This window comes from Candidatus Zixiibacteriota bacterium (assembly GCA_035380245.1).
In the GTDB taxonomy this organism is placed as follows: Bacteria; Zixibacteria; MSB-5A5; order GN15; family FEB-12; genus DAOSXA01.
In genome coordinates this window covers 396,289-419,135 of record DAOSXA010000003.1, presented here as the reverse complement: position 1 = coordinate 419,135, position 22,847 = coordinate 396,289, and the positions used below count along the sequence as shown (strand labels likewise).

At 53.9% G+C, this 22,847-nt stretch carries 22 protein-coding genes; 15 read left to right on the top strand and 7 right to left on the bottom strand.

Going from position 1 to position 22,847, the window contains the following annotated elements; all coding sequences use genetic code 11:
- The first annotated feature begins 28 nt into the window (after positions 1-28).
- Positions 29-1,150 carry a hypothetical protein gene (locus tag PLF13_12055; protein ID HOP08012.1) on the top strand — a complete coding sequence of 374 codons (1,122 nt, stop codon included), beginning with the start codon at positions 29-31 and terminating at the stop codon, positions 1,148-1,150.
- A 68-nt stretch (positions 1,151-1,218) separates the two neighbouring features.
- On the opposite strand, the gene PLF13_12050 is transcribed toward PLF13_12055, so the two are convergent.
- On the bottom strand, positions 1,219-1,422 hold the full coding sequence (locus PLF13_12050) for a hypothetical protein (GenBank protein ID HOP08011.1): 204 nt from the start codon (positions 1,420-1,422) through the stop codon (positions 1,219-1,221).
- A 218-nt stretch (positions 1,423-1,640) separates the two neighbouring features.
- Here PLF13_12050 and PLF13_12045 point away from each other — a divergent pair, with 218 nt between their 5' ends.
- The 9 genes from PLF13_12045 (at position 1,641) to ligA (ending at position 10,225) form a co-directional block, all read left to right on the top strand.
- On the top strand, positions 1,641-2,354 hold the full coding sequence (locus PLF13_12045) for a MotA/TolQ/ExbB proton channel family protein (protein HOP08010.1): 714 nt from the start codon (positions 1,641-1,643) through the stop codon (positions 2,352-2,354).
- Entirely contained in the window at positions 2,354-2,782 is a 429-nt protein-coding gene (locus tag PLF13_12040) for a biopolymer transporter ExbD (protein ID HOP08009.1), read from the top strand. The genes PLF13_12045 and PLF13_12040 overlap by 1 nt, the downstream gene beginning before the upstream one ends.
- Positions 2,783-2,798: 16 nt before the next feature.
- The gene (locus PLF13_12035; protein ID HOP08008.1) at positions 2,799-3,560 is read left to right on the top strand and encodes a TonB family protein; all 762 of its coding nucleotides are present in this window, start codon (positions 2,799-2,801) and stop codon (positions 3,558-3,560) included.
- Positions 3,557-4,894: a Tol-Pal system beta propeller repeat protein TolB gene (gene tolB / locus PLF13_12030; protein ID HOP08007.1), complete on the top strand. Its 1,338-nt coding sequence runs from the start codon at positions 3,557-3,559 to the stop codon at positions 4,892-4,894. The genes PLF13_12035 and tolB overlap by 4 nt, the downstream gene beginning before the upstream one ends.
- Before the next feature lie 3 nt (positions 4,895-4,897).
- Positions 4,898-5,779 (top strand): PhzF family phenazine biosynthesis protein, encoded by an 882-nt coding sequence (locus PLF13_12025; GenBank protein ID HOP08006.1) that lies wholly within the window; start codon positions 4,898-4,900, stop codon positions 5,777-5,779.
- A gap of 111 nt (positions 5,780-5,890) precedes the next feature.
- A complete protein-coding gene (pal, locus tag PLF13_12020; protein ID HOP08005.1) occupies positions 5,891-6,403 on the top strand; it encodes a peptidoglycan-associated lipoprotein Pal in 513 nt (170 codons plus the stop codon).
- Between the two features lie 20 nt (positions 6,404-6,423).
- Positions 6,424-7,233 (top strand): tol-pal system protein YbgF, encoded by an 810-nt coding sequence (ybgF, locus tag PLF13_12015; protein HOP08004.1) that lies wholly within the window; start codon positions 6,424-6,426, stop codon positions 7,231-7,233.
- A 1-nt stretch (position 7,234) separates the two neighbouring features.
- Positions 7,235-7,756 carry a hypothetical protein gene (locus PLF13_12010; protein HOP08003.1) on the top strand — a complete coding sequence of 174 codons (522 nt, stop codon included), beginning with the start codon at positions 7,235-7,237 and terminating at the stop codon, positions 7,754-7,756.
- 426 nt (positions 7,757-8,182) lie between these two features.
- The gene (gene ligA, locus PLF13_12005) at positions 8,183-10,225 is read left to right on the top strand and encodes an NAD-dependent DNA ligase LigA (GenBank protein ID HOP08002.1); all 2,043 of its coding nucleotides are present in this window, start codon (positions 8,183-8,185) and stop codon (positions 10,223-10,225) included.
- Positions 10,226-10,814: 589 nt separating this feature from the next.
- On the opposite strand, the gene PLF13_12000 is transcribed toward ligA, so the two are convergent.
- Both PLF13_12000 and PLF13_11995 read right to left on the bottom strand, forming a co-directional pair.
- Entirely contained in the window at positions 10,815-11,411 is a 597-nt protein-coding gene (locus tag PLF13_12000; GenBank protein ID HOP08001.1) for a polyhydroxyalkanoate synthesis regulator DNA-binding domain-containing protein, read from the bottom strand.
- A 70-nt stretch (positions 11,412-11,481) separates the two neighbouring features.
- Positions 11,482-11,883, bottom strand: coding sequence for a response regulator (locus PLF13_11995; GenBank protein ID HOP08000.1), 402 nt, complete (start codon positions 11,881-11,883; stop codon positions 11,482-11,484).
- Positions 11,884-12,044: 161 nt separating this feature from the next.
- On the opposite strand from PLF13_11995, the gene smpB reads away from it, so the two are divergent.
- From smpB to PLF13_11970, 5 genes are all read left to right on the top strand, one after another.
- The gene (gene smpB, locus PLF13_11990) at positions 12,045-12,512 is read left to right on the top strand and encodes an SsrA-binding protein SmpB (protein HOP07999.1); all 468 of its coding nucleotides are present in this window, start codon (positions 12,045-12,047) and stop codon (positions 12,510-12,512) included.
- 13 nt (positions 12,513-12,525) lie between these two features.
- Entirely contained in the window at positions 12,526-14,037 is a 1,512-nt protein-coding gene (locus PLF13_11985) for an N-acetylmuramoyl-L-alanine amidase (GenBank protein ID HOP07998.1), read from the top strand.
- 4 nt (positions 14,038-14,041) lie between these two features.
- On the top strand, positions 14,042-14,866 hold the full coding sequence (murI, locus tag PLF13_11980; GenBank protein HOP07997.1) for a glutamate racemase: 825 nt from the start codon (positions 14,042-14,044) through the stop codon (positions 14,864-14,866).
- Between the two features lie 206 nt (positions 14,867-15,072).
- A complete protein-coding gene (locus PLF13_11975; GenBank protein ID HOP07996.1) occupies positions 15,073-15,858 on the top strand; it encodes a hypothetical protein in 786 nt (261 codons plus the stop codon).
- A complete protein-coding gene (locus PLF13_11970; GenBank protein HOP07995.1) occupies positions 15,858-16,457 on the top strand; it encodes an XTP/dITP diphosphatase in 600 nt (199 codons plus the stop codon). Before PLF13_11975 ends, PLF13_11970 begins: the two co-directional genes overlap by 1 nt.
- A gap of 545 nt (positions 16,458-17,002) precedes the next feature.
- Here the strand turns inward: PLF13_11970 and PLF13_11965 are convergent.
- From PLF13_11965 to PLF13_11950, 4 genes are read right to left on the bottom strand one after another with little or no spacing between them, the layout of a single operon-like run.
- Positions 17,003-18,121 (bottom strand): isocitrate/isopropylmalate dehydrogenase family protein, encoded by a 1,119-nt coding sequence (locus PLF13_11965; protein HOP07994.1) that lies wholly within the window; start codon positions 18,119-18,121, stop codon positions 17,003-17,005.
- A gap of 19 nt (positions 18,122-18,140) precedes the next feature.
- Positions 18,141-19,046, bottom strand: coding sequence for a PorV/PorQ family protein (locus PLF13_11960; protein HOP07993.1), 906 nt, complete (start codon positions 19,044-19,046; stop codon positions 18,141-18,143).
- 9 nt (positions 19,047-19,055) lie between these two features.
- Complete coding sequence (locus tag PLF13_11955; protein ID HOP07992.1) at positions 19,056-20,045, bottom strand: PorV/PorQ family protein; 990 nt, start codon at positions 20,043-20,045, stop codon at positions 19,056-19,058.
- Between the two features lie 9 nt (positions 20,046-20,054).
- Entirely contained in the window at positions 20,055-22,667 is a 2,613-nt protein-coding gene (locus PLF13_11950; protein ID HOP07991.1) for a hypothetical protein, read from the bottom strand.
- Positions 22,668-22,847 lie beyond the last annotated feature (180 nt).

Genomic DNA, 22,847 nt, shown 5'->3' with positions numbered 1-22,847 from the left:
TTGTAAGTTGATATAGAAAGGTATTGCCATGGCCCATGCGTACACTCCGGGACTTAAAGTCACGGAACAGCAATTGGTCGAAAAGCGAAGAATTCTTCCGCTGAAGGGGGATGTGGTCGTCAAAGTCGGCGATCAGGTCGAGCCGGACGATGTCGTCGCTCGCACGCACCTCCCGGGCAATGTTGTGCCGCTCAACGTGGCCAACAAACTCGGCGTGCCGCCTGAAGACATCGAAATGATGATGCTCAAGAAACCGGGCGACCCGATCAAGGCCGGTGAGAAAATCGCTCTTAAGAAATCGTTTATTTCGTTCTTTAACTCTTCATGTGAAGCCACTATCGACGGTACGATCGAGTCGGTTTCCAAGGTTACCGGTCAGGTGTTGCAACGCGGCAACCCGATCCCCGTCGAGGTGAAAGCCTATCTTAAAGGTGAAGTGACCGAAGTGATCCCGGAAGAGGGTGTCGTTGTTGCCTGCACCGGTTCGTTCATGCAGGGGATTTTCGGCATCGGTGGAGAAACCACCGGGAATCTGATCGTTGCGGTGGACTCCAATGCGACTGTCCTGTCCGACAAGCTGATCACTCCTGAGATGAAAGACAAGGTCATCATCGGGGGTTCGCTGGTAACGGCAGCGGCTTTGAAAAAAGCTATCGAAGTCGGTGCATGCGGTATTGTCGTCGGTGGTTTTGACGACAAAGACCTGCGCGACTTTCTCGGCTACGATATCGGTGTCGCTATTACCGGTTCCGAGGACAAAGGCATCACATTGGTCGTAACCGAGGGTTTCGGCGAAATCGCCATGGCTCAGAAGACGTTCGATCTGCTCAAACGTCATGAGGGTCAGATGGCCTGTATCAACGGCGCTACTCAGATCCGCGCCGGTGTTATTCGGCCCGAAGTCGTCATCCCCGGAAAGAGCAAGGGCACTGAGGACGCCGAAAAGGGAGAAATCCAGGGATTGACCATCGGATCACCGATCCGGGTTATTCGTCACCCTTACTTCGGCAAACTCGGAGCTGTCACCGAGTTGCCGTCACCGCTTCAGGTACTGGAGTCGGAATCCAAAGCTCGTGTTCTGGAAGTGGAATTCGAGGACGGCCACCGGGCAATAATACCCCGCGCTAATGTGGAAATGATCGAGAGCTGAGCCTCTCGTAATTCGATAATAAAAAAGCCTCCCGTTCACACGGGAGGCTTTTTCATATCGACTCAAGCTTACATACTGTCGTGCTCGGCGGCCATTGAGTCAACCATTGTCGAATCCATCACAGCCTCATCCAGGGCAGTGCTGTCGGCAACTTCAGCTTGTTTGACCTCTTCCGGTGCCTTATGGGTATCAGCCTCTTTCTGCCCACAACCCATAGCCATCAGGGAGAGCGTAAACGCCACAACCATCATAATGACAAAAAACTTCTTCATCCTACTCCTCCAATATGAAAAAAGAACCATCAAGTTACCCCGCGAAAATATCCAATAAGACCGATTGGTCAAGTTTAATTTAAGGTTTTTGTTGTTGAATTACCATAACTTGCGGCCTATTGTGCCACAAGTATTGAGGGTGCGAATCCGCCTTGTTGCCAACGACAAGACGTTTACGCATCGTAACAACTTTTTGACTGGTAAGGCGTAAAACAGATATGTATACAACTACTGCTCTGGCACTGTTAGCAGGATCGATATGGGGAATTATCTCCGAGACATCCACCTTCGGCCTCATTGTCCTCATCACCCTGGTATTTATGTCATTCGTGAGTTGGGTGATTATCTTTACCAAATGGCGGCAGTACCGTGATGTCGAACGAGCCACCGATCGTTTTCTCAAAGCCTTCCGTCAATCAAATCGCATTGCCGATGCCCTTGGTCAGGCCAAATCATCTCAAGTCTCCCCTGTCGCTCAGGTTTACATAAACGGTTTCGAGGAGTGGACCGCACTGGCCTCGGCCAAAGCGGGCGGAGCGCTTCAGGAAGCGTCAACACCGCTGAGCGATGAGGATTTCGAGATTGTCGAAATGACCATGGATCGCACCGCCACCGAGGCTATCGGCACCCTGGAACGACGTACCGTCTTTCTTGCTACTACCGGTAATTCCGCTCCTTTTATGGGTCTGCTCGGAACGGTGGTAGGCATTATGGATGCTTTCTGGTCCATCGGTGAGCGTGGCTCCGCCTCGCTCGCCGTAGTGGCTCCAGGTATCGCTGAGGCTCTGCTGGCTACGATCGTCGGATTGGGAGCCGCCATTCCGGCCGTGATAGCTTTTAACTGGGCCAACAACAAAATTAAATTCTCGCGCGATGCCGCCGAAAGCTTCATCCTCGAATTCCTGGCCCGGGCTCGGAAGGAGAACGCCTGATGCGTAAAAAACGGTCTCCGCGGACTTATCGTGCCATGGCCGACATCAACATTGCCAATTTAGTCGATGTGGTTCTGGTACTGCTGATCATCTTCATGATTTCCGCCCCGTTGTTACAGTCGGGGATAGAGATCAATCTGCCCAAAACACGAGCGGCGGTGATCAAAAGCGAGGTTGAAGGTGTCGTGGTTACGGTTGATTCGCTCGGAGGGATCTACGTCAATGATGTCTGGGCTCGCCTCGACAACCTCAAAGAAGCAGTCGAATCGGAAATGCAGGCCAAGGGGACTTCCGCCGTTTACGTACGTGGCGACTCGGCGGTAGCTTACGGAGTTGCTATTGAGGTAATCGGGCAGCTCAAAGAGATGGGCATCGGCAACATCGGCCTGGTCACCGGCCACCAGGATATAGGTCACCGCAAGCGGTAACGGAAGGACTCCGGCATTGAAGCGGGGAATTATCTATTCGTCTATTCTCCACGGGTTGATCGTGGCTCTTATATTTCTCGTGCCGTCGCTTGGTTGTAACGGCGATGACGGTGAAATTGGAGAGATTATCGCTGTTCAGATATTCTCCCCCGATGATTTCTATGTGCCGCCAAGCGAAGAGCCCCCCCCACCGGCAATTCCACAGCAGGAAGACGAGGAACTCCCGGACATTCCGCTTAATAATCCGACTACTGTCGAAGAAGAATTTCCGATTGAAACCGAACCGTTACCTGATGAACCTGAAACTGAATCGGCGGAACCGGTTGAAACAAAAACTGACGTGGATAAAACTCCCGTTAGAACGCCTGATGTCACCTCACCTAAGGACACCGACGGCGAGGGAGCAAGCGACGGAACGCTGGAGATTCACTCCCCTGCCACGGCAGGCGGATCACCGTTCGCCGGCGCCACAGTAGATAATCGTAATTTTACTTATTCCTACTGGTTTACTCAGGCTTTTAACAAAATTGGCCGCAACTGGCAGCGTCCGCGCATTATCACCGATGGACCAATCGTATGCACTATCTACTTCCAGGTGATCAAATCAGGTCGTGTCATTGAAGTGGAAATTACAAAATCTTCCGGTATCCCGGAATTCGATGAAAGCTTGAAACAGGCAATCGAACGCTCGGCGCCATTCCCGCCGCTACCCCGCAAATTTACCGATGAGATCATCGGCATAACTCTCCCGGTTAAACAGGATCCCAGCAGACTATGAAAAATCTGATATACGCGCTCTTGGTCGTGGCCGTTTTGGCCCCCGTTTCTAAAGCACAGTTCGAAGGCGAAGTCCGCGAAATAAAAATGGACACTCTTCGTGTCGGCGATGTTCCCCCGACTAAAATCGGCGTAGCCGACATGCTCTACATCGGTACCAGTTATATCACTTCACGCGACAGTCTCCTGATGAATTATGTCACCGCCACCGTGCGGTTCGACATCGACTTCTACGCCGAATGGGAACTGGTAATGATCGACAGTTTCTACCTCAAAATATACGAGATAGATGAAATCGACGTATTCGGCTGGAAACGACTGGGGGCACAGTATATTCTGCGCCTGGAGGCAGAATTCCCCGGCACGCAAATGATGCGAGTACGCTGGCAACTCTGGGAAACCGACAGCAACGAGCAATTCGCTAAAGGAGTAGTCGAGCGCACCCGTACCGACTGGCGTAAATTGGGTCATGACATTTCCAATGAAATCGCACGCACCCTTACCGGCGACCAGGGTATTTTCCTCACCAAGATTGCCTATTGCAAAGAGATTGGCAGCGCTAAAGAGATTTTCGTGTCGGATTACGATGGAGCCAACGAACGGCAATTAACCAACACCGGCACGATCAACATCTCCCCCAGCTTTGCACCCGACATGGAATGGGTCTATTTCATAAGTTATATGGATGGCGATCCGAGCCTCTATGTAGTCAACGTCAACCGGGGACAACCGCAACAGGTGGCTAAATTCCCAGGGATGATCGCCGCTCCGGCGGTATCTCCCGACGGCAACAAAATCGCCTGCGTGTTGACCAAAGACGGCAATTCCGAAATCTATGTGCTTGACCTGCAGGGGAACATCATCAAACGCCTGACCCGCCATTGGGCAATCGACACCTCCCCGACCTGGTCTCCCGATAGCCGCAGCATAGCTTTCGCCTCCGACCGTACCGGTTCGCCACAAGTTTATATTATGGACTCCGATGGCCTCAACGTACACCGGGTGACCTATCAGGGAAGCTATAACGACTCGCCGATATGGTCCGCTCACGGCGATCGTATTACCTTCGTATCGAGAACCCGACGCGGCCGATTTGATCTTGCATCAATCGACACCTCGGGAGCCAACTATCGCATCCTCACTGAAGTCGGTCAGAATGAAAATCCACACTTCTCCCCCGACGGTAAACATATCATCTTTTCGTCCACACGCCTGGGACCTCGCGACATCTTTACTATGGACATGACCGGCCGTAACCAGCGCCGTCTCACCCAGTCGGGCGGGTGCTCCAATCCGGATTGGGGTCCCATGCCGGTTGAATACCGTGAGGAATAGATAATGCCCGACAATCGTTTCTATTTCCTCGATGTCTTTGCCGAGGAACGTTACACCGGCAATCAACTGGCTGTAGTAATGAACGCTGAGAACTTCGACGATGTAATGATGCAGCGTATCGCCAGGGAGTTCAATTTCTCCGAGACTACTTTCGTGATCGGCTCAGAACCTTCGGACAAAGGTTTCCGGATCCGCATCTTCACCCCCGCTCATGAAATTCACTTCGCAGGACATCCCACACTTGGCACTGCTTACGTTATTCGTGAGAAGTTGGTTGGCGAACCGGTCGATACTGTTACCCTCGATCTGAACGCCGGCTCGATACCGGTGTCTTTCAGCGATACGGCCGACAGTCTCTTATGGATGCGTCAGCTACCTCCGACTTTCGGCCAACAGCATGGTACGAACGAGCTTGCGGCAGTCCTTGGACTCAGCCATGCTGATTTCGATGAACATTTCCCTATTGAGGAAGTCTCTACCGGTACGCCGTTTTTCATAGTCCCGCTTAAAACGCTTGAAGCACAGAAACGCATCAAGATCGACCTGCAAGAGAATGCCGGACTGGTTGGCAGAAGCGAAGCGAAAGGGATTCTTACCTTCTGTCCCGAGACGGAAGAAAACAATAACGACCTCAATGTCCGCGTATTTGTCCACTGGTATGGAGTACCCGAGGATCCCGCTACCGGCAGCGCCGGTGGTTGTCTGGCGGGATACCTGGTAAAACACCGGTATTTTGAATCGGATCGGATTGATATCAAAGTCGAAGAGGGAATTCAGATTGGACGTCCCTCCCGGCTTTATTTACGCGCTTCTGACGGTAAATCAGGGATGGCAATAAATGTGGGAGGAAAAGTAAAGGAGGTGGCTGAAGGTACCCTGCAATGAGGTTGTTCTCATTGATTTTTATTGACCGACCTTAGGGGACCTTATAGATTGCCTGCGAAGTAGTAAAGAATATGAGTAAATGGATTTCACATAAGTGAGGGAAGGCTTGTTATGAAGAAAATTACTGTCCTTGGGGTGATCGCGGTATTTGCCATATTATTGGCCGTAAGCTGTGGCACACCACCCGAACCGGAACCTGAGGTAGCCCCTGTGGAGGCTCCTGTTGTAGTAGACACTACGCCCACACCGGAACCGCCACCTCCGCCGCCGCCGCCGAAACTCAAGGCCGAACAGTTGATCACGGTTTACTTTGACTTCGATAAGTTCGATCTCCGGGATGACACCAAAGCCGGTCTGGATCAAAACTACGACCTGATGAAGGAATTCCCGAACGCGATCATCAAGATCGAAGGTCATTGTGACGAACGCGGTACGGTCGAGTACAACGTGTCGCTGGGTGAGAAGCGTGCCAAAGCCGCTATGGACTATCTCGTGAATCGCGGCATCGCAGCCAATCGCCTTTCGATCATCAGCTACGGCAAAGAGAAACCGGTTGATCCGGGCCACAACGAAGCTGCCTGGGCCAAGAACCGTCGCTGCGAATTCAAGATCATTTCGCAGTAGCCTTTTAAGAGGCTCAGATTATGATTAATCGCAAAAATGCGACCATGACCGCCATCTTAACGATGGCGGTTCTGGTTTTAGGAATTTGGCTCGGCGGATGCGCCACCAGCCGACAGGTTCGCGAACTACAAGCCGATGTCGCACGCGTCGAAGGCCAGATTAAAACGGTCAACACCTCTATCACTCATACCGATTCCCTTATTCAGGCCGGCAGTGAAGCTGATAACCGTCTGCGTGCCGATTTGCGTTCCGACATGGATGCCTTGAGACAGCAGATGGCCGCACTGCTTGAATCCTACAACGACCTGATGCAACAAGTCAGCCAGCTCGGACAGAGAGAGATTCGGGTTATCGGTTCATCTCCCGGAGCATCCGAGGACAGACCGGCCAATCCCCCTACTAGTACCGATACTCCTCCGCCGGTAACTCCGCCGACCACCACCGCTCCGCACGGTATTGACTGTACCGCACTTTACGACACAGCCTTTTTGACCGTTCGCAGGGGTGAATACGAAACGGCTATCGCGCAATTCCGGGATTTCCTGGATCAATGTCCCGACCACGAGAACATCGAGAACGCCCACTACTGGATCGGAGAAAGCTATTACGCTACCGAGAAGTATGTGGATGCCATCAACGAACTCGATAAAATGATCAAGGACTACCAGGGATCGCCTCAGTTGGGTCGCGCCCTCTTCAAGCTGGCCCGCTCCCATCAGGAGTTGGATCACAAGGACGAAGCCAAGCGGCTGTTCCAGGAATTGATCGACGACTATCCCAACACGCTCGAAGCGGAGCAGGCAAAAGAGCAGCTAAAAATACTCAAGTAGCATGGCTCTCGAAGCAGCACAGTTGCGAATTACGGCCCCGACCGGCCCCAACATTCCCGGTCGGGGTTTTTATCAGGTCGAGGAAGACCGCTTGTTCGTGCAGATCGGTCTTTTTGCTCCCGACCGTCGTTTCTTCTCATATCTCGATACAGCCCGAGTGAAACTCGATTTCGATCGTAATGCCCGGTTGATTTTTATCGAAGTCAATGAACCGCGTCGCCGCTGGCCGATCGACACCGAGCTGCGCCTGCCAAAACGGGCCGAGCCGGCCGATGCTCGCTTTCTTGGTTTCCGCGACACGCTCCCCCCGACACATCTGACTGCAACCGACAATCATGCCACCTTGCGTCTTTCTTTCAGTGCCGAACCAATCACCCGCACGATACAACTTGCTCGCAACGTTGTTCTTCAGGCAGACAGTCACAATCGCCTGACAGCTCTCTGGATCGGCGGCATCGTCGATGATCACGGTGGCCGTAAACTGGCTGCCTACCGCAAACGCTGCCTGCGCCTCGCCCGCTAGTTCCTTTTCAGGATTCACCCATCACATACCTTGCCTATCGGTGAGCGGCAGACATCTCATCTGATCCTTTAGCAACCTATCATAGAGAACGTCGCTTCTGCGAAAGGAAGCGTTGGAAAAGCCCTACGCTCGGACATTCACACAAATCACGGCGGAAGTGCGGGCGACGCAAGGCCGCCCGCTACGCGAGGTGATGGCTCTTCATCGCGTATCCGGGGAGCTTGTCTCCCCGGCTATGAGAGATCGGTCGAGTTTTTTCAACAGGCCCGGAAGCAAGAGGAATCCATCATCATTCTTTATCCCTCCGCGGGATTCCGCACAGGTTCGAAGACGGACCTGTGCTGCGGGGATAAGTGTACTTCGCTCATTGGCAAGTCTCGGGGAGCCCCGGTTCCCTTCATCACATACCCTGCGTATGAAGTTGACATGAGCACCGGGCCGATCTTTATTTCACCCATGGCTACTACAGACAAAAGACTCATCGCCGAAATCGAGAAACTCCGCACAGAGATAGAACGCCACAACCGTCTTTACTATCTCGAGGACTCTCCGCAAATCACCGACACCGAGTACGACCGGCTTTTCGATCGCCTGCTTGAAATCGAACGGGAGCACCCGGAGCTGATTACTCCCGACTCCCCCAGTCAGCGTGTCGGCGCACCGCCTTCGAAGAAATTCGAGCCGGCGGTCCATCGTCTGCCGATGCTTTCACTGCAGAAAGTCACTACGCCCGAGGAGTTCGCTGAATTCGACCGACGCGTGAAGCAAGGGCTCGAAACGGATGAGGACATTGTCTACGAAGTTGAACCGAAACTCGACGGCCTTGCCGTTGAACTGGTTTACGAAAACGGTATTTTCGCACAAGGCTCCACCCGCGGCGACGGCGCCACCGGCGAAACGATCACGCCCAACCTGCGCACGATCCATAACATCCCCCTGAAACTCTCCGAGACGACGGCTCACAAGTATCCGCTGTTGGAGGTGCGCGGCGAAGTGATCATGCGGCGTTCGGCGTTCGAGCGACTCAATCGCCACCTGGAAGATACCGGTCAACCGCCGCTGGCCAATCCGCGCAACGGGGCTGCCGGTTCATTGCGGCAGCTCGACTCCGCCGTCACGGCCTCACGACCGCTGCTGTTTTATGCTTACGGCATCTCCGATACGAATCTCGCAGACCTCGATCGCCAGAGCGTCGTGATGGATATGTTGCGGCGCGAAGGCTTCACCGTCAACGAACGCATTCAAAACGTAACGGGGGCCTCGGCGGTCGAGTCACTCTTTGCGAAGTTAACCGCCGATCGCCCCGGGCTCGACTATGAAATCGACGGCATGGTAATCAAAGTCGACTCGTTCGAACAACAGAACCTTCTCGGCCGCATTTCGCGTGCTCCACGCTGGGCGATAGCCTGGAAATTCAAAGCCGAGTTGGCTGAGACCGTTCTGGATGATGTCGAATTCTCCGTAGGACGCACCGGCGTCGTGACTCCGGTAGCGGTTCTTAAACCGGTCCGGGTGAGCGGTGTCACCGTAACCCATGCTTCCCTTCATAACGAGGACGAACTCCAACGTCTTGACCTCCGTCGCGGCGATACTGTGATCGTACGTCGAGCCGGTGATGTGATCCCCGAAGTGGTATCGGTCGTAACGGAAAAACGCCCCCCTGACACCGAACCGATCCACTACCCCCAAGCCTGCCCTTCCTGCAGCGGTGAAATTCATCGCCCCGTCGGCGAGGCGGCTTATCGTTGTTTCAATGCTGCTTGCCCGGCTCAACTCGAGGGGCATTTATTTCATTTTGCCTCCAAAGCCGGTTTCGATATCGAGGGCCTCGGCGGTAAACTCGCCCGGCAGTTAATCGATGCGAAACTCGTTAATGATCCCTCAGACCTCTTCTTCCTGAAGCTCGAACAACTTCTGCCGCTGGACTTGATGGCCGAGAAAAAAGCCACTAATCTGCTCGCTGCCATTGACCGTGCCCGCTCCACGCCGCTGCCTCGCGCCGTGTACGCCTTTGGCATCATCGGCGTCGGCGAGACTGCCGCGACCTTGCTCGCCGAACATTTTGGCAGCCTTGACAAACTCATTAATGCGGATGCAAAGGAAATGGAAGCAATCGACGGCATTGGTCCGATCATCGCCCAGAACGTTTCGAGCTTCTTCACCAACACCGGTACAATCCAGATGATCAACCGGATGCAGCAAGGTTATGTCCGCTTCCCCAATGCCGAGAAAACCAAAACGAGTGGACAACTGGCCGGGAAGACATTCGTCATCACCGGCACTCTGAGTAAACCGCGCGGCCATTTCAAGAATCTCATAGTTGAAGCGGGCGGGAAAGTAGCCGGGTCGGTTTCGAGTAAAACCGATTTTCTTCTCTGCGGCGAAGACGCCGGTTCCAAGCTCGACAAAGCCCGCAAGCTGGGCATCGAGATTCTCGACGAAGACACGTTCATGAAACTGCTGGGGTAGGCAGCCTGCCTGTTCCGTCGCTCCACGTCGTAACGTCGGCGCAGCCATCATTGGCAGGTCTCGGGGAGACCTTCCCTACAACGTTTTCATTCCTCGCGCCGATGCTCTGCGTCGGCGCGTCATGTTCGGACGCTCCGCGTCCTTTCTCATCTCTGGATACCGGCCTTCGCCGGCATGACGTTTCGAGAGGAGTGTTGTAGTCTTCGTAGGTCGGGACCTTTCATAGGCGTGGTCCCGACACTGTAGGGCACGTCTCCCCGAGACGTGCCAATACAAGAGAAGATGGATTCCCGCCTTCGCGGGAAAGACGTTTTGCGGGGTGTGCTGCTACAGGGGCAGACGAGATGTCTGCCGCCCACGAAAGCGGTTGGATTCTTCGCGAGGTCATTTACGGGAGTCATATATGGGGGACGCCACGGTTGTACAAGTCGATATGATTTTAATCCCACCCGTGGACGGGTGGGCCACCAGACGAAATAGTCTTGCGACGGAACGAGATGGCATGTAGACAGGTGGGAACCGGCCCCAAAACAAGAGCGGGCGGTTCGCACATAACGAACCGCCCGTGATAATCGGTGCGAGGTAATGCCTACTTATGAAGCTCGTCGATCTTCTTTTCGAGAGCCTTAACCGCTTTGGCCAGACGAGTCACCTTGGCATCGAGCTTCTTGAGGTCATCTTTATTAGCCACATTCAGCTTCTTGACGGTGGTGACTACTTCCTTCTGGATTCTCCCCGCCTCCTTGCTGACCTTCTCGCGCCATTTGGCGGATGATTTTTCAGCCTTTTCGAGCAACTCCATAACCGCCTTCTTTCTATCAGACTTATCGAGATCACCCTTCTTGATCAAATCATCGATAATCTTCTCAGCCTTCTCCCTGGTCACCTGGATGGCGCCAATCGAAGCCAGTACAGTGTTTTTAAGAATAGACATGGATTTCTCGCCTCCTAAAGAAATTATCCGACTAAACAGTTCTTTCGATTTCACGGCATCGTCCCAGCTCGATGCCTCATTCATCAACACCCGGCCCAGCACCGCCAGAGTGATATCCTCACCGGTGGCAGTATCGACCACCTGAATCTCTACGCCGTTCTTGACCAGCCCGGCCAGTTCTGCCTGGGTCAGGGTTTGACTCGTTTCCGTATCGTAGAGCCTTCGATTACTATACCGCTTGATCAGTCTCATAATTCAACCCTATTATAGTGCACTGCACAAATTTGTCAACAAAAAAAAGGAAAGGTCCCAGGAGCGGACCTTAACGTTTTCCCGTGGACATGAGTACGATGTTAACGATTTCGAGCAAACGTTCGCAGGAGAAGGGCTTCTTGATGAACATATCGCCGCCGCTGCGGAACGAGCGCCCCATGTCGTCGTTACGGTCTTTGCCGGTCAGAAAAATAACGGGGATATTGGCATAAGCCGGATCGCTCTTGAGTTCCTGGCAGATGCTGTACCCGTCCTGGCCGGGCATCATAATATCGAGCAGGATCACATCGGGTTTATAAGTGCGCGCCTTTTCGACGGCATTTGCGGCGGTGTTTTCGACCGAGACCTGATATCCTGCCTCGGAGAGAAAGGTCTCTACGATTTCGGTGATTTCCGGCTCATCGTCAATAACCAGGATTTTGGCTGTGTTGATCTGGATCTTATGCGACACGTGCTTTTTCCTTTACACCATGGTTCATACCGCCCCGAGGGCCGTTACTACCATAATTGTCGGCAGGGGTTCGGCAAAACTTAATGGACTAAAACGAGTTGAGGAACGGCCAAGTCGTTTTTATTTGCCAAGTTAGCAGCTCTTATGTATTGTTGGCAATTATGGGTGAGAACGAGGAAATCAAAATTGCGGTCCGCAACCGTAAGGCCAAGCACGACTATCAGATACACTGGACGATTGAGGCTGGAATCGAGCTACATGGGTGCGAGGTAAAATCGATCCGGGACGGCAAAATAAACATATCCGATGCTTATGCGGTCATTGAGAACGGCCAGGCCTGGCTCAAAAACCTCCATATCTCCCCCTATGAAATGGACAGCTCCAACACCCCTTACGATCCGATTCGTCCCCGTCGGCTCTTACTGCACAAACGGGAGATTCGCAAGCTGTCCATCCAGACGGACCAGAAAGGGATGACTATTGTCCCGCTGGCGATCTATTTCAGGAACAAGCTGGCCAAGGTTGAACTGGCGGTTGCCACCGGACGTAAGAAATATGACAAGCGACAGGCCGTAGCTAAAGCCGAGGCGGATCGCCGGATGAGAAAAGCGATCAGGAAGGATATGTAAGAACCGGACGACTATGGTAAAACGTTTCCTCCTAACATTGATTATTACAATACTGGTACTCACGGGTGGGGTGACAGCCCAAAGCGACTCGACCATTCAGGTTATGGTCGATTATGCCGGTGATATCCAGCCGATCATGGGATTCCAGAAAAACCGCATAACCTATTTCTCCCTTTCACAATTGGCGGAAATAATCGGTGGGGATCTGGACTGGAATCTCGTGGGGCATTCGCTGTTCTACCAGCTTCCCGAAAACCGTTTCGAATTCGTGCTCGGTTCGCCGTTTTTCAAACTCAATACCGACCTGTTCAACATCACCTATCCGGCTCGTTTGGAGAAGGGACAGTTACTGCTCCCGGCCGAGACGTTCATTCCCTTCCTTGACCGAATTCTCCAGCAACAGCTAACCTGGAACACCGACACACACACCCTGAAAATCGAATCACAGTATTTCAACGTTACCGATTTCAAGATCGAGCATAAGGCCAACGGGCTCCTGATCGACATTTTCCTGACCCGGGAACTGACCTACGATATCGCTATTACCGAGGGAAATTGGATCAACGTCTTCATCACCGACGGCCGTGTCAACACCGGCCAGATCGTGAGTCAGCGCGACAGCCGCTACATGTACAAGCTGACCGCCCATCAGGGTCCCGGTTCGGCGCAGGTGTCGATGCGGATGAAAAAACCGGTGGAGCAATGGCAGCACCGCCTCGCAACTGATCCCCCCCGGATAGAAATTACGATAGTCGACGCCTCATTCGAAGTTCCGGAAAATGCCGACACCGCTCCAAAAGTCGGACCGGACAATAAAATCGATGTGATCGTGGTCGATGCCGGTCACGGCGGTGACGATTACGGCGCGGTCGGCCCCGGTAAAACACGCGAGAAAGACATCGTGCTGGGAATCGCCAAGGAGCTGGCTGGGTTGATCCGCAAGGACAAGCAGTTCAAGGTCATCATGACACGCGGCAAGGACGATGATGTCTCACTCGAACAGCGAGCCAAGATTGCCAATGACGCCGGCGCCGACCTGTTCATCTCGATCCATGCCAACGCCTCCCCCAAACGCGACGTGCGCGGCTGGAACGTCTTTTTCCTCGCCGCAGCCCGTAACGACTCCGCCCGAGCCGTGGCCCAATTCGAGAATTCATTCTTCATGCGCGAGCAGTCCACCCTCAATAAACATCGCGGAGAAGAAGACGAAGAAACCGATGTGGATCCGGTCATGTCGATCCTGAACGAAATGATCATGACCGAATTCCAGACCGAATCACACGATTTCGCCATGATGATCGCCAAGGAATTTCACCGTGATCTCAAAATCCCGGCACGCGGGGTCGACCAGGCCGGTTTTTTTGTGCTGAACAAGGTTTACACCCCCTCAGTCCTGGTCGAATCCGGTTTCATCAGTAATAAAACCGAAGAAAAATTGCTGAAAACCTCGAGTTACCAGAAAACCGTCGCTGAGGCGATCTACAAAGCGATCAAGAAGTTCAAGGCCCAATACGAGGCAGACTAAGTTCATGACTCCCGAACAGAAAATCAATCGCCCGATCGGCGTGTTCGACTCGGGTGTCGGCGGCCTGACCGTCGCCCGTGAAGTATTCAAGCTCCTGCCGCAGGAGGATGTGGTCTATTTCGGCGACGTCGGCCGCACCCCTTACGGACCCCGTTCCAAGGAAATAATCATCCAATTCACGCGGCAGGACGTGGCGTTTCTGATGGAGCACAACGTCAAGTTCATCATCAGCGCCTGCAACTCGGTCTCATCGGTCGCGCTGGACACGGTTCGCGAGGAGTTTGAAGTCGAGATGATCGGGGTGATCGAGCCGGGCGCGCGGGCCGCGGTCGAAAAGACTCGTACCGGCCGGGTGGGGGTGATCGGCACCAACGCCACGATCGGGTCGGACGCCTACGCCAAGATGATCCACGACCTCGACGACCGCATCAAGGTTTTCTCCCTCGCCTGTCCCCTGTTCGTGCCGCTGGCCGAGGAGGGGTACATCGAAAAAGAGGGCACCTACATGATCGCCCGGGATTACCTGCAAATGATGCACGACGTCGATGTCGACACGCTCGTGCTCGGCTGCACCCATTATCCCCTGCTCAAAGAGGTAATAGCCGAGGTGATGGGGGACAAAGTGACCCTGATCGGCAGCGGCGATGAGACCGCCCGGGCCGCCCGCGACATGCTGGCCAGGGCCGGGCTGCTTCGTAACGGCTCCGGTCGGAAGGGCTCGCATAAGTATTTCGTGAGTGATGTCCCGGAGAAGTTCATGCAGTTGGCGACGCGCTTCCTCGGCTCCCCCCCGGAACGGATAACGAGAGTGGATATAAGTAGGTATTGAGCTCCCAAACCATATTCAAGCGAGAGCTGCTCGACATACTCCAATCGACATCAGATGATGTTGAGACACATGTTCAGGCGGCAGATGACGATAGCACGGCGAAAACTTGTGCGCACATATTCGCTACGTGCGTTAGCTTGATTTCGGGGATATACACCTGCATCGAGGCGAGAAACCGGCTGTCGACTGCGATCATGGAACGGTCGTTGATTGAATACGTGGTTGACATGTTGTTACTTGCACTCCTTGATTCTGAACGGTCCAACCGCCAATTCAACAGCTACGGAGTACTGATCCGGCATTGGTATTCCCCTAAATTGGTCGGATCAGAGTTCGAAGCGCGCATACCGACATTTGCAGAAGAGTACCGAACGGCTGTGAAATGTAACTGGCCCGAGATATATGAAAAGTGTGTGGAGGGGCGCAAGATAGAGAAGCTCCAAGGTTTGCCCGCAGAGGCTCTCAGAGACAAGTTGGCAGAGACGCTTGGGCTAGGGGATCCAGGAGTGCTTGGAGATGCAAGCTTGGATGGTCTTGCATCAATTGCTAGGGTAGTCCCTGTACAAGAAGGCAGCGACGAACACTGGATCGCGATAGATAGAGAGATGAAAAGGCGCTTCTTGAGACATTGGTCGGGCATGACATTTCACCTAAGAGTTGATCGTGTTGTGCAAGCAGGTGACAAGAGACTGAGGGGGATCGATGCATATCTGCGTGCATATTCGTTGTTGTCCAACTATATCCACCCGACGCGGTACACAGTCGGACACAAGTTCGTACAACTCGATCGAGGCTATGCGAAAGGGCTGGCCTCTGCCAAAGATATGGAACATACTGAGAGGAACCTGTTCCACGCGTCAAACTACTTGGCCACCGGCTTGGCACTAGCCCTCGGCAATAACGGTGGGGACAGCGTCTGGAGAGCATTCTGGAGGCGAGTTGGATTCAGTTCGAATCTCTCCAAGTACATCCTCCAACACGGAGCCGTATAATGGACCTCGTACTAGCCACGAATAACTCGGACAAGATTCGAGAGATTAAAGAACTACTTAAAGGCCTCCCCGTAAACGTCAAAACCAAAGACGATTTCGAGTACTTCCCGGATGTCGAAGAAACCGGCGAGACGCTCGAAGAGAACGCCCTGCTCAAGGCCAACGCCATCCACAAACTGACGGGAATGGTCGCGCTGGCGGATGACTCCGGCCTCGAGGTCGACTATCTCGATGGCGCTCCCGGTGTCTATTCCTCCCGTTATGCCGGGGAAGGCTGCACTTATGCCGACAACAACCGCAAGCTCCTCGCCGCTCTCGCGGGGGTGCCCCAGGCGCAGCGCGGTGCGCGGTTTCGCTGCGTGATCGCGATCGTCTGGGAGGACGGGACCAACAACCTGGCCGAGGGCTCGGCCGAGGGGTACATCACCGAGGAAGTCGGCGGGCGCGAGGGGTTCGGCTACGACCCGGTCTTTTTCTATCCGCACACGGGACAGCGGTTCTCCGAGATGACGCTGGAGGAAAAGAACGGCGTCTCCCACCGCGGGCTGGCTCTCAAAGGCGCGGCCTATCTCATTCGGGAACGGCTGGGGCTGCTCTGAGATAAGAGGTCAGGTTTCAAGAAACCTGACCTGCTGCCACAGGGGCAGACGAGACGTCTGCCGCCCACCAGCACGGTTGGATTTTTCGCGAGTTTCTTTGCAGGATTCAGAGAGGACAGATTCCGCAGTTGCAGAGGGTAAGACAAGGTCTGCCGCCTACCAGCAACACAGGAACAAACCGGGAGAGATTTGCCACTCAGAAATTCCCACCCGAGAGGTGGGGCACCGTAAGTTGGGACGGGCGTATTCCCCACCCGGGCACGGGATCAAGTAATGGCCGGGATCACAGGGATCCCGGCCTCCGAATCTATGAATAACCTCACGTAGAGCAACCCGTCTCTCTAACTCGTGGACGGGTGGGCCATCACTGCGAGATTGCTCCGCTTCGCTCGCCATGACAGCGTGAGAGGGACTCACAAAGAGTCGTCGGGCAGAGACGCCTGACGGCACGTCGTTGCTCCGATGGTTTCGTGTTAAAAAAGAAAAGGCGCTACCTTGAGGCAGCGCCTTGTGATGTCATATCGGAAATCAGATCAGACGAGGGATCAGCACTTGGCTGCGACGGCTTTGCCGACGTCCAGCGTCGAACTCGTGCCGCCCATGTCGTAAGTGCGAACCTTGCCCTCGAGGATCACGGCCGCAATGGCGCTCTCAAGACGCTCGGCCAGTTCGGTCTCCCCCAGCCATTCGAGCATCATTCGAGTAGTGATCAGAGTGGCCATCGGGTTGACCTTATACTGCCCGGCATACTTGGGCGCGGAGCCGTGGGTCGGTTCGAACACCGCCAGCTTGTCGCCGATATTGCCCGAGGCGGCAAAACCGAGACCGCCGACGAGCTGGGCGCACAGATCGCTGATAATATCGCCGAACAGGTTAGAGGTAGCCAGTACCGAGTAATCCATCGGATTCTTGATCAGCCACATGCACATGGCGTCGATATTGGTTTCCCAAAGCTCGATCCCGGGATAGTTCTTAGCCACCTCGCGGGCGGTGCGAACCATCAGACCCGAGGTCTCGCGGACCACGTTCGGTTTTTCCACGACCGTGACCGATTTATAGCCGAACTTTTTGGCGTACTCGAAAGCATCAGTAACGATATTGCGACAGGCGGTTTTAGTGTTGATACGCAACGACACGGCGATTTCGCTGGACGGATATTTATCGAACCGGGCCATTTTCTTGTTGTGCTTTTTGACCGCATCGCGAACTTCATCCGGCAGCGGGAAAAACTCAACGCCGGAATAAAGGTCTTCGGTGTTTTCACGAAACACCACGATATCGATTCCGTCCTTGTAGTTCAGCGGGTTACCGGGATAGGCTTTACAGGGACGCAGGTTGGTGCGGAGATTGAACTCCTGACGCAGGCGAACTATCGGCGACGAATAAACGTGCCCTTTCCCCCGCAGTTCCGGGATAAGCTCCGCTTCGCACTCTTCTTTGGGTTTCGAGGTAATCGCGCCAAAAAGAGCGCAGTCGACGTTATTAAGAATATCGATCGTCCGTTTCGGCAACGGATCGGCTTCCGTCTTCCAGAACTCCCAGCCGATATCGGCCGGAATGTACTCGGCATCCAGGGCCAGCTTGTCGAGCACCAGCCTGGCCGCTTCCATGACGTCATTGCCCACCCCGTCACCGGGCATCCAGGCAATTTTGTACTTCGCCATAGGTAGCTTCTCCTACTCTCTACAGACTAAAGGTTATATTGAACAAATGTGACGTTCCCAGATCATTCGAAAACGGCACGAAGGCATAGTCTACGGTAATGTTGCGCATGCCGAACGAGGCTCCGGCAGTGAAATTCTTGGAATCATAACCGGTCATGTAACCCGCTCGGAGGGTGAAATACTCGTGCAGCGGCGACTGCACGCCGATATGGACGTGGAAATCATCGTCCGCCTCGACCAGGTCCAGCGCCGCCAGAACATACTCATGCGCCCGGTAGTGCGCTCCGATGCGATAAACGGTCGGCAGCGGGATATCTTCCGAATCCCCGAAACCGGATTTACTGAGCACCAGATCAGAGCCGATACCGACGGCGGAAGCTCCAAAGCCGAGTTTGTCGTCATAACGATAGAGCACGCCAAGGTCCACGTTAAAAGCCGAACCCCGCCAGCCCTCGATTTCCTCGAACCACCAGCCCAGAGAGATCCCGGCCGACATTCGCTCGTTGATGGTATAAGCCAGACCGGTCTTGACCGACAGGTCATGGGTGTTAAAAGTGGCCAGCGGGTCTTCGGTCGGGATTACCCCTCGTTTTTCGAGGTCGTTGTCGGCGGCATAGCGGATTCCTCCGTGCAGCCACCATTTCGGAAACAGATTGACACCGAAATGGCCCGACTCGAACCGGATATTCTCCCAATGCTCGGTGTGCCCGAAGGAGGCGGTAAATTTCTCTAGACGAGCCGCAGCCGCCGGATTGTACGGCAGGATGTTGGGATCGGCTTCGAGCGACACCACCGCTGAAGCCATTCCGGCCGCGCGGGCAATATGGTCGTTCTTGAACATCGAGAGGCCGTCGACATCAGCGCCGAAGGCAGCGGTCGCCAGGCCTGTCAGGACAACACAGATCGTAATCGACTTGATCAACATGCTCCTCCTTTAGAAAAGGAGATCAAACGAAAATATATGTTCCGAGCCCTCATCCGCTTTATCGGTGGAGAAGGCATAATCCACACCGAGTAATTGTTTCCCGAAGGTGAACACATACCCGGCTCCGAAAGTCAGTCGGCCGTTGTCGACTCCGGCCCGGACCGCCACTTCGGGTCTGAAGTAGTATTCCGCACCGAAGTGAATCTCGAATGACTGCTCCGTGTTCTTGACAACATCGGTTGCCAGCACCAGGTTCCGATTCAGGAGACGCCCGGAAATACCGAGTCCTATTTCGGTCGGGACAGTATCATCCTGCTCGGTGCCGACACCGCTTTGACCATCGACATACTGCAGGATATAATCTTCGTTGTTCCATTTGTATTTGGCATCGAGATACTTGACCGTCAAACCGACCCTAAGGTCTTCAACCGGCAATTCGAAATCCGATTCCCGGCTGATGCAATGGTCGATATAGAGCATGGCGCCGAGGTCGACACCGATCGAGTAGACGTTCATATCCGCGAAAGTCGATGCGAGATAATTCATTTTGATCCCGAGCGATAAAAACGACTCGAAACGCTTGGCGAAAATGATCGAGAAATCATGATTGTGCATTTCGATTTCATCACCGAGCGGATCACCGTCATAATTACGGCGCTCGACTCCGCCCGAACCGGCATAAAGCCAGTGAATACCGAGGGCAGCATAGTTGGAAGTCGGGAAAATCAACGTGGCATAACCCATTTTACGATCAAGCGCCATGGCCCGGTAAGAGGTCGCGAATATCCGTTTATTGATATTGGAAAGCCCGGCTGGATTGAACAACACCCCGGCGCCGTCATCCGACAAACCTCGATAAGCGCCGCCCATAGCGGTTGGACGAGCGCCGATCGGTATCTGGAAAAACGCTCCCGCATATCCGCCGTCTGCCTCTTCGGCGGCGAGATTGAGGCTGAACGCGACGGTCAGCAATACGGTCAGAATAATAATCTTCTTCATAACTGCTCCTTACGGAATCACCGCCAGTTTGCCCCAGTGCGATTCACCGCCGGGGAGAGTGACTTTGAAATAGTAAACACCGACCGCCACTTCATCCCCCAATCCGTTGAGACCATCCCAGGTCACACGATCCGAGCCGAAGGTCGGATAGATACCGGCAGCATAAAAGCGGCCGTCAATCACCCGGCGAACCAGGTTCATGGCGAAGTCATATATCTCGAGCGTTACGTTTCCGGCTTCGGGTACGGCAAAGTGGAAATCCACATAGTTATCGTTGGCATGACTGAACGGCACCGGGAAGGCATATACTTCATCGTCCGCGGCGGCCGAATCAATCACATAATAAGGTTTCTGATCCGTGAAATTACCCGAGGAGAGATTGATACGCACGGTTCGATCGGAGGTTGTCACCCACAAATAATCGCCGTCAACCTCGACTCCGTAAACCGCGGTTCCCTCGACCACCAGATCCTCGCCGTTTTCATCACGGAGCGGAATCGTATCCCAGGCCGTTTCGTCGTTGGCTCTGAACAACAGACCGTCGTTGGTGGCGGCGAATACGGAATCACCCTTGAACGCATAATTCCAGGCGAATTCATCACGCAACGACAGCTTCCAGCGATGAGCGTAACCGACCGTATCAGCGGGATTGTCTTCATCAATCTCATCGCCGTTGTCGTCGATCGGCACCACATAGCCAACGGTAATGGCATTGGTGTCGGGCCAGTAAGAAGTGCTGCGATTGGAAACCCATATCCGGGCCAATCGGCCATCGTCAAAATACTGCACATCAATTGCCGGGATAAAATCACCGAGCAGCTTCTGCCAGGCGTTTATTGAAGTATGAGCGACCACGACATCAGCTTTCAGGTCGTCCAGATTGGGACGATACACCCGGTAATTGTCGCCTCGGTCGGTCGAAATTCCATATCCGTTGGAGGAACCGACAATGATCGTATCTCCGGAAACCTTCATGCTGTAGAGTGTTTCCTGGGTAAGCGAGTCGACCCGGGTGGAATTGCGAACATCGATGATGCGATATATTGTCGAGGGGTTCCCGCCGCTGGTCGTAAAACGAGCTCCGGCCTCTCCGACAGCAAAAGCGGTATCGGACCAGAAAGCGACATCGTTGGTGCGTACGCCTACCTGAAGATTCTGCCATTCCGTACCCAGGGCGGTTTTACGACCGACCATCGGACGTCCCAGAGCAGTCAACGGCCGGTTGATAGTCCAATAAGCAACGGAGTCATAGACAAGGACATCTTCCGTGCCTGAGCTATCGATGTGCGTGAACTCCTGAATTCGAACCCCGATAACGCGCGTACAGGAGGAATCTCCCTCCGGGAACGGCATATACTCGGTGGAATCGATGTCGCCGGCGGGAGTCATATAGAGCTTGGCCAAGCCGGTGTCGGTCCCAACGAACAGGGTATCGCCGTATGCCGTCACGGCATTGACGGTGTTGCGAATACTGTACTCGTCGGAGGAGTCAACCAGAATCCGTTCCCAGTTATCCCCCACATCGTAGGAAACGAATAAACCGGCATCAGATGCCGCCATGTAAAGGCGGTCTTCCATATTAGCGAGCTCGCGAACATGGTTGTCGCCGCCGGCATAGCCGGTATTGAAACCTGTCACCGGCCAATAGGTATCACCGAAATCATCGCTGACAGCCAGACCGGTGCTGTTACCGTCCCGCTCATCCTCGGTGCCTACGAACAACCGTCCGCCGTACTGGTAGATGGCTGTCACCGACGGTCCGGGTAGGCCATCGCTCTCAAAGCGTGAGATGAACGGCGCTCCGTCTTCCAGACCGCGAGTAATTCCGTTTTCACCGCCAACGTAGAAAAAGACCGAATCGACACAATCGGGACAGAAGGATACATGCGACACATAGCGCGAGGACAACTTCTCGGTAATCGGCGCATAAACATACTGGTACAATCCGCCGGCAGTGCCGGTCCAGACCATAAGCGTATCGCCGTGAGAACTGTCGGCCGCAGCCGAGAAATAGCGATTGTTCTCAGTTGGCTGGCTCGATGTTACGTATTGAGCCGAATCCTCAGCCGTTGGGAATATCCGACGCCAGTTGAGGCCGTTGTCGTTGGAGGATAGCAGACCTGACGCAAAAGACGCAAAGAACACCCAGTCTTCATGACCGGTAATGTCGTAAACTGTGCGATATCCCCCATAAACGTTGCTGATATTCTGCCCCGAGCTTGAAAAATCAATCTGCTCCCAAGTGAATCCGTCGTCGTCGGAATATGAGACACCGTCACTGATGCTGAATTTGTAACCGTCAATCACCTCGCTGTGACTAGTCCCAACCCACAAACGGGAGCCGTTGGAATAGAGAGCCGAAGCAATGTCGCTGACCAGGCCGTTGCTCGCGTTATAGCTGGCCCAGGTGAGACCATCGTCATAGGTAAATAAAACTCCCTCACCGGTCACGAGCCAGATGCCGCCATCGTGCCTGATAACATCGGTTGCGGCGTTTGACGAATATCCTTCGTCGGGCGTTCCCTGCATCTTTGGCAACGCCGCTTGTGGGTATGCCGCACTGATACAAATCATCAGCAGCAAACCTGTCATTGTCAGGATACTAAGTAATGAATACTTCACCAAAATCTCCCAAAAAGAAAAGCCGCCCCCCGGCCTCAATGCCATAAGGATAAACGGCTGCTTAGTTTTTCGCCATAATTCAAGGTCTCGGACCCGGATATTTAGAATCATCAACTACTTAGCGAATTCAAAGGTCGATAATAGTCAAAATCCTCCTTAGGGGCAAGATAATTTGAAGAC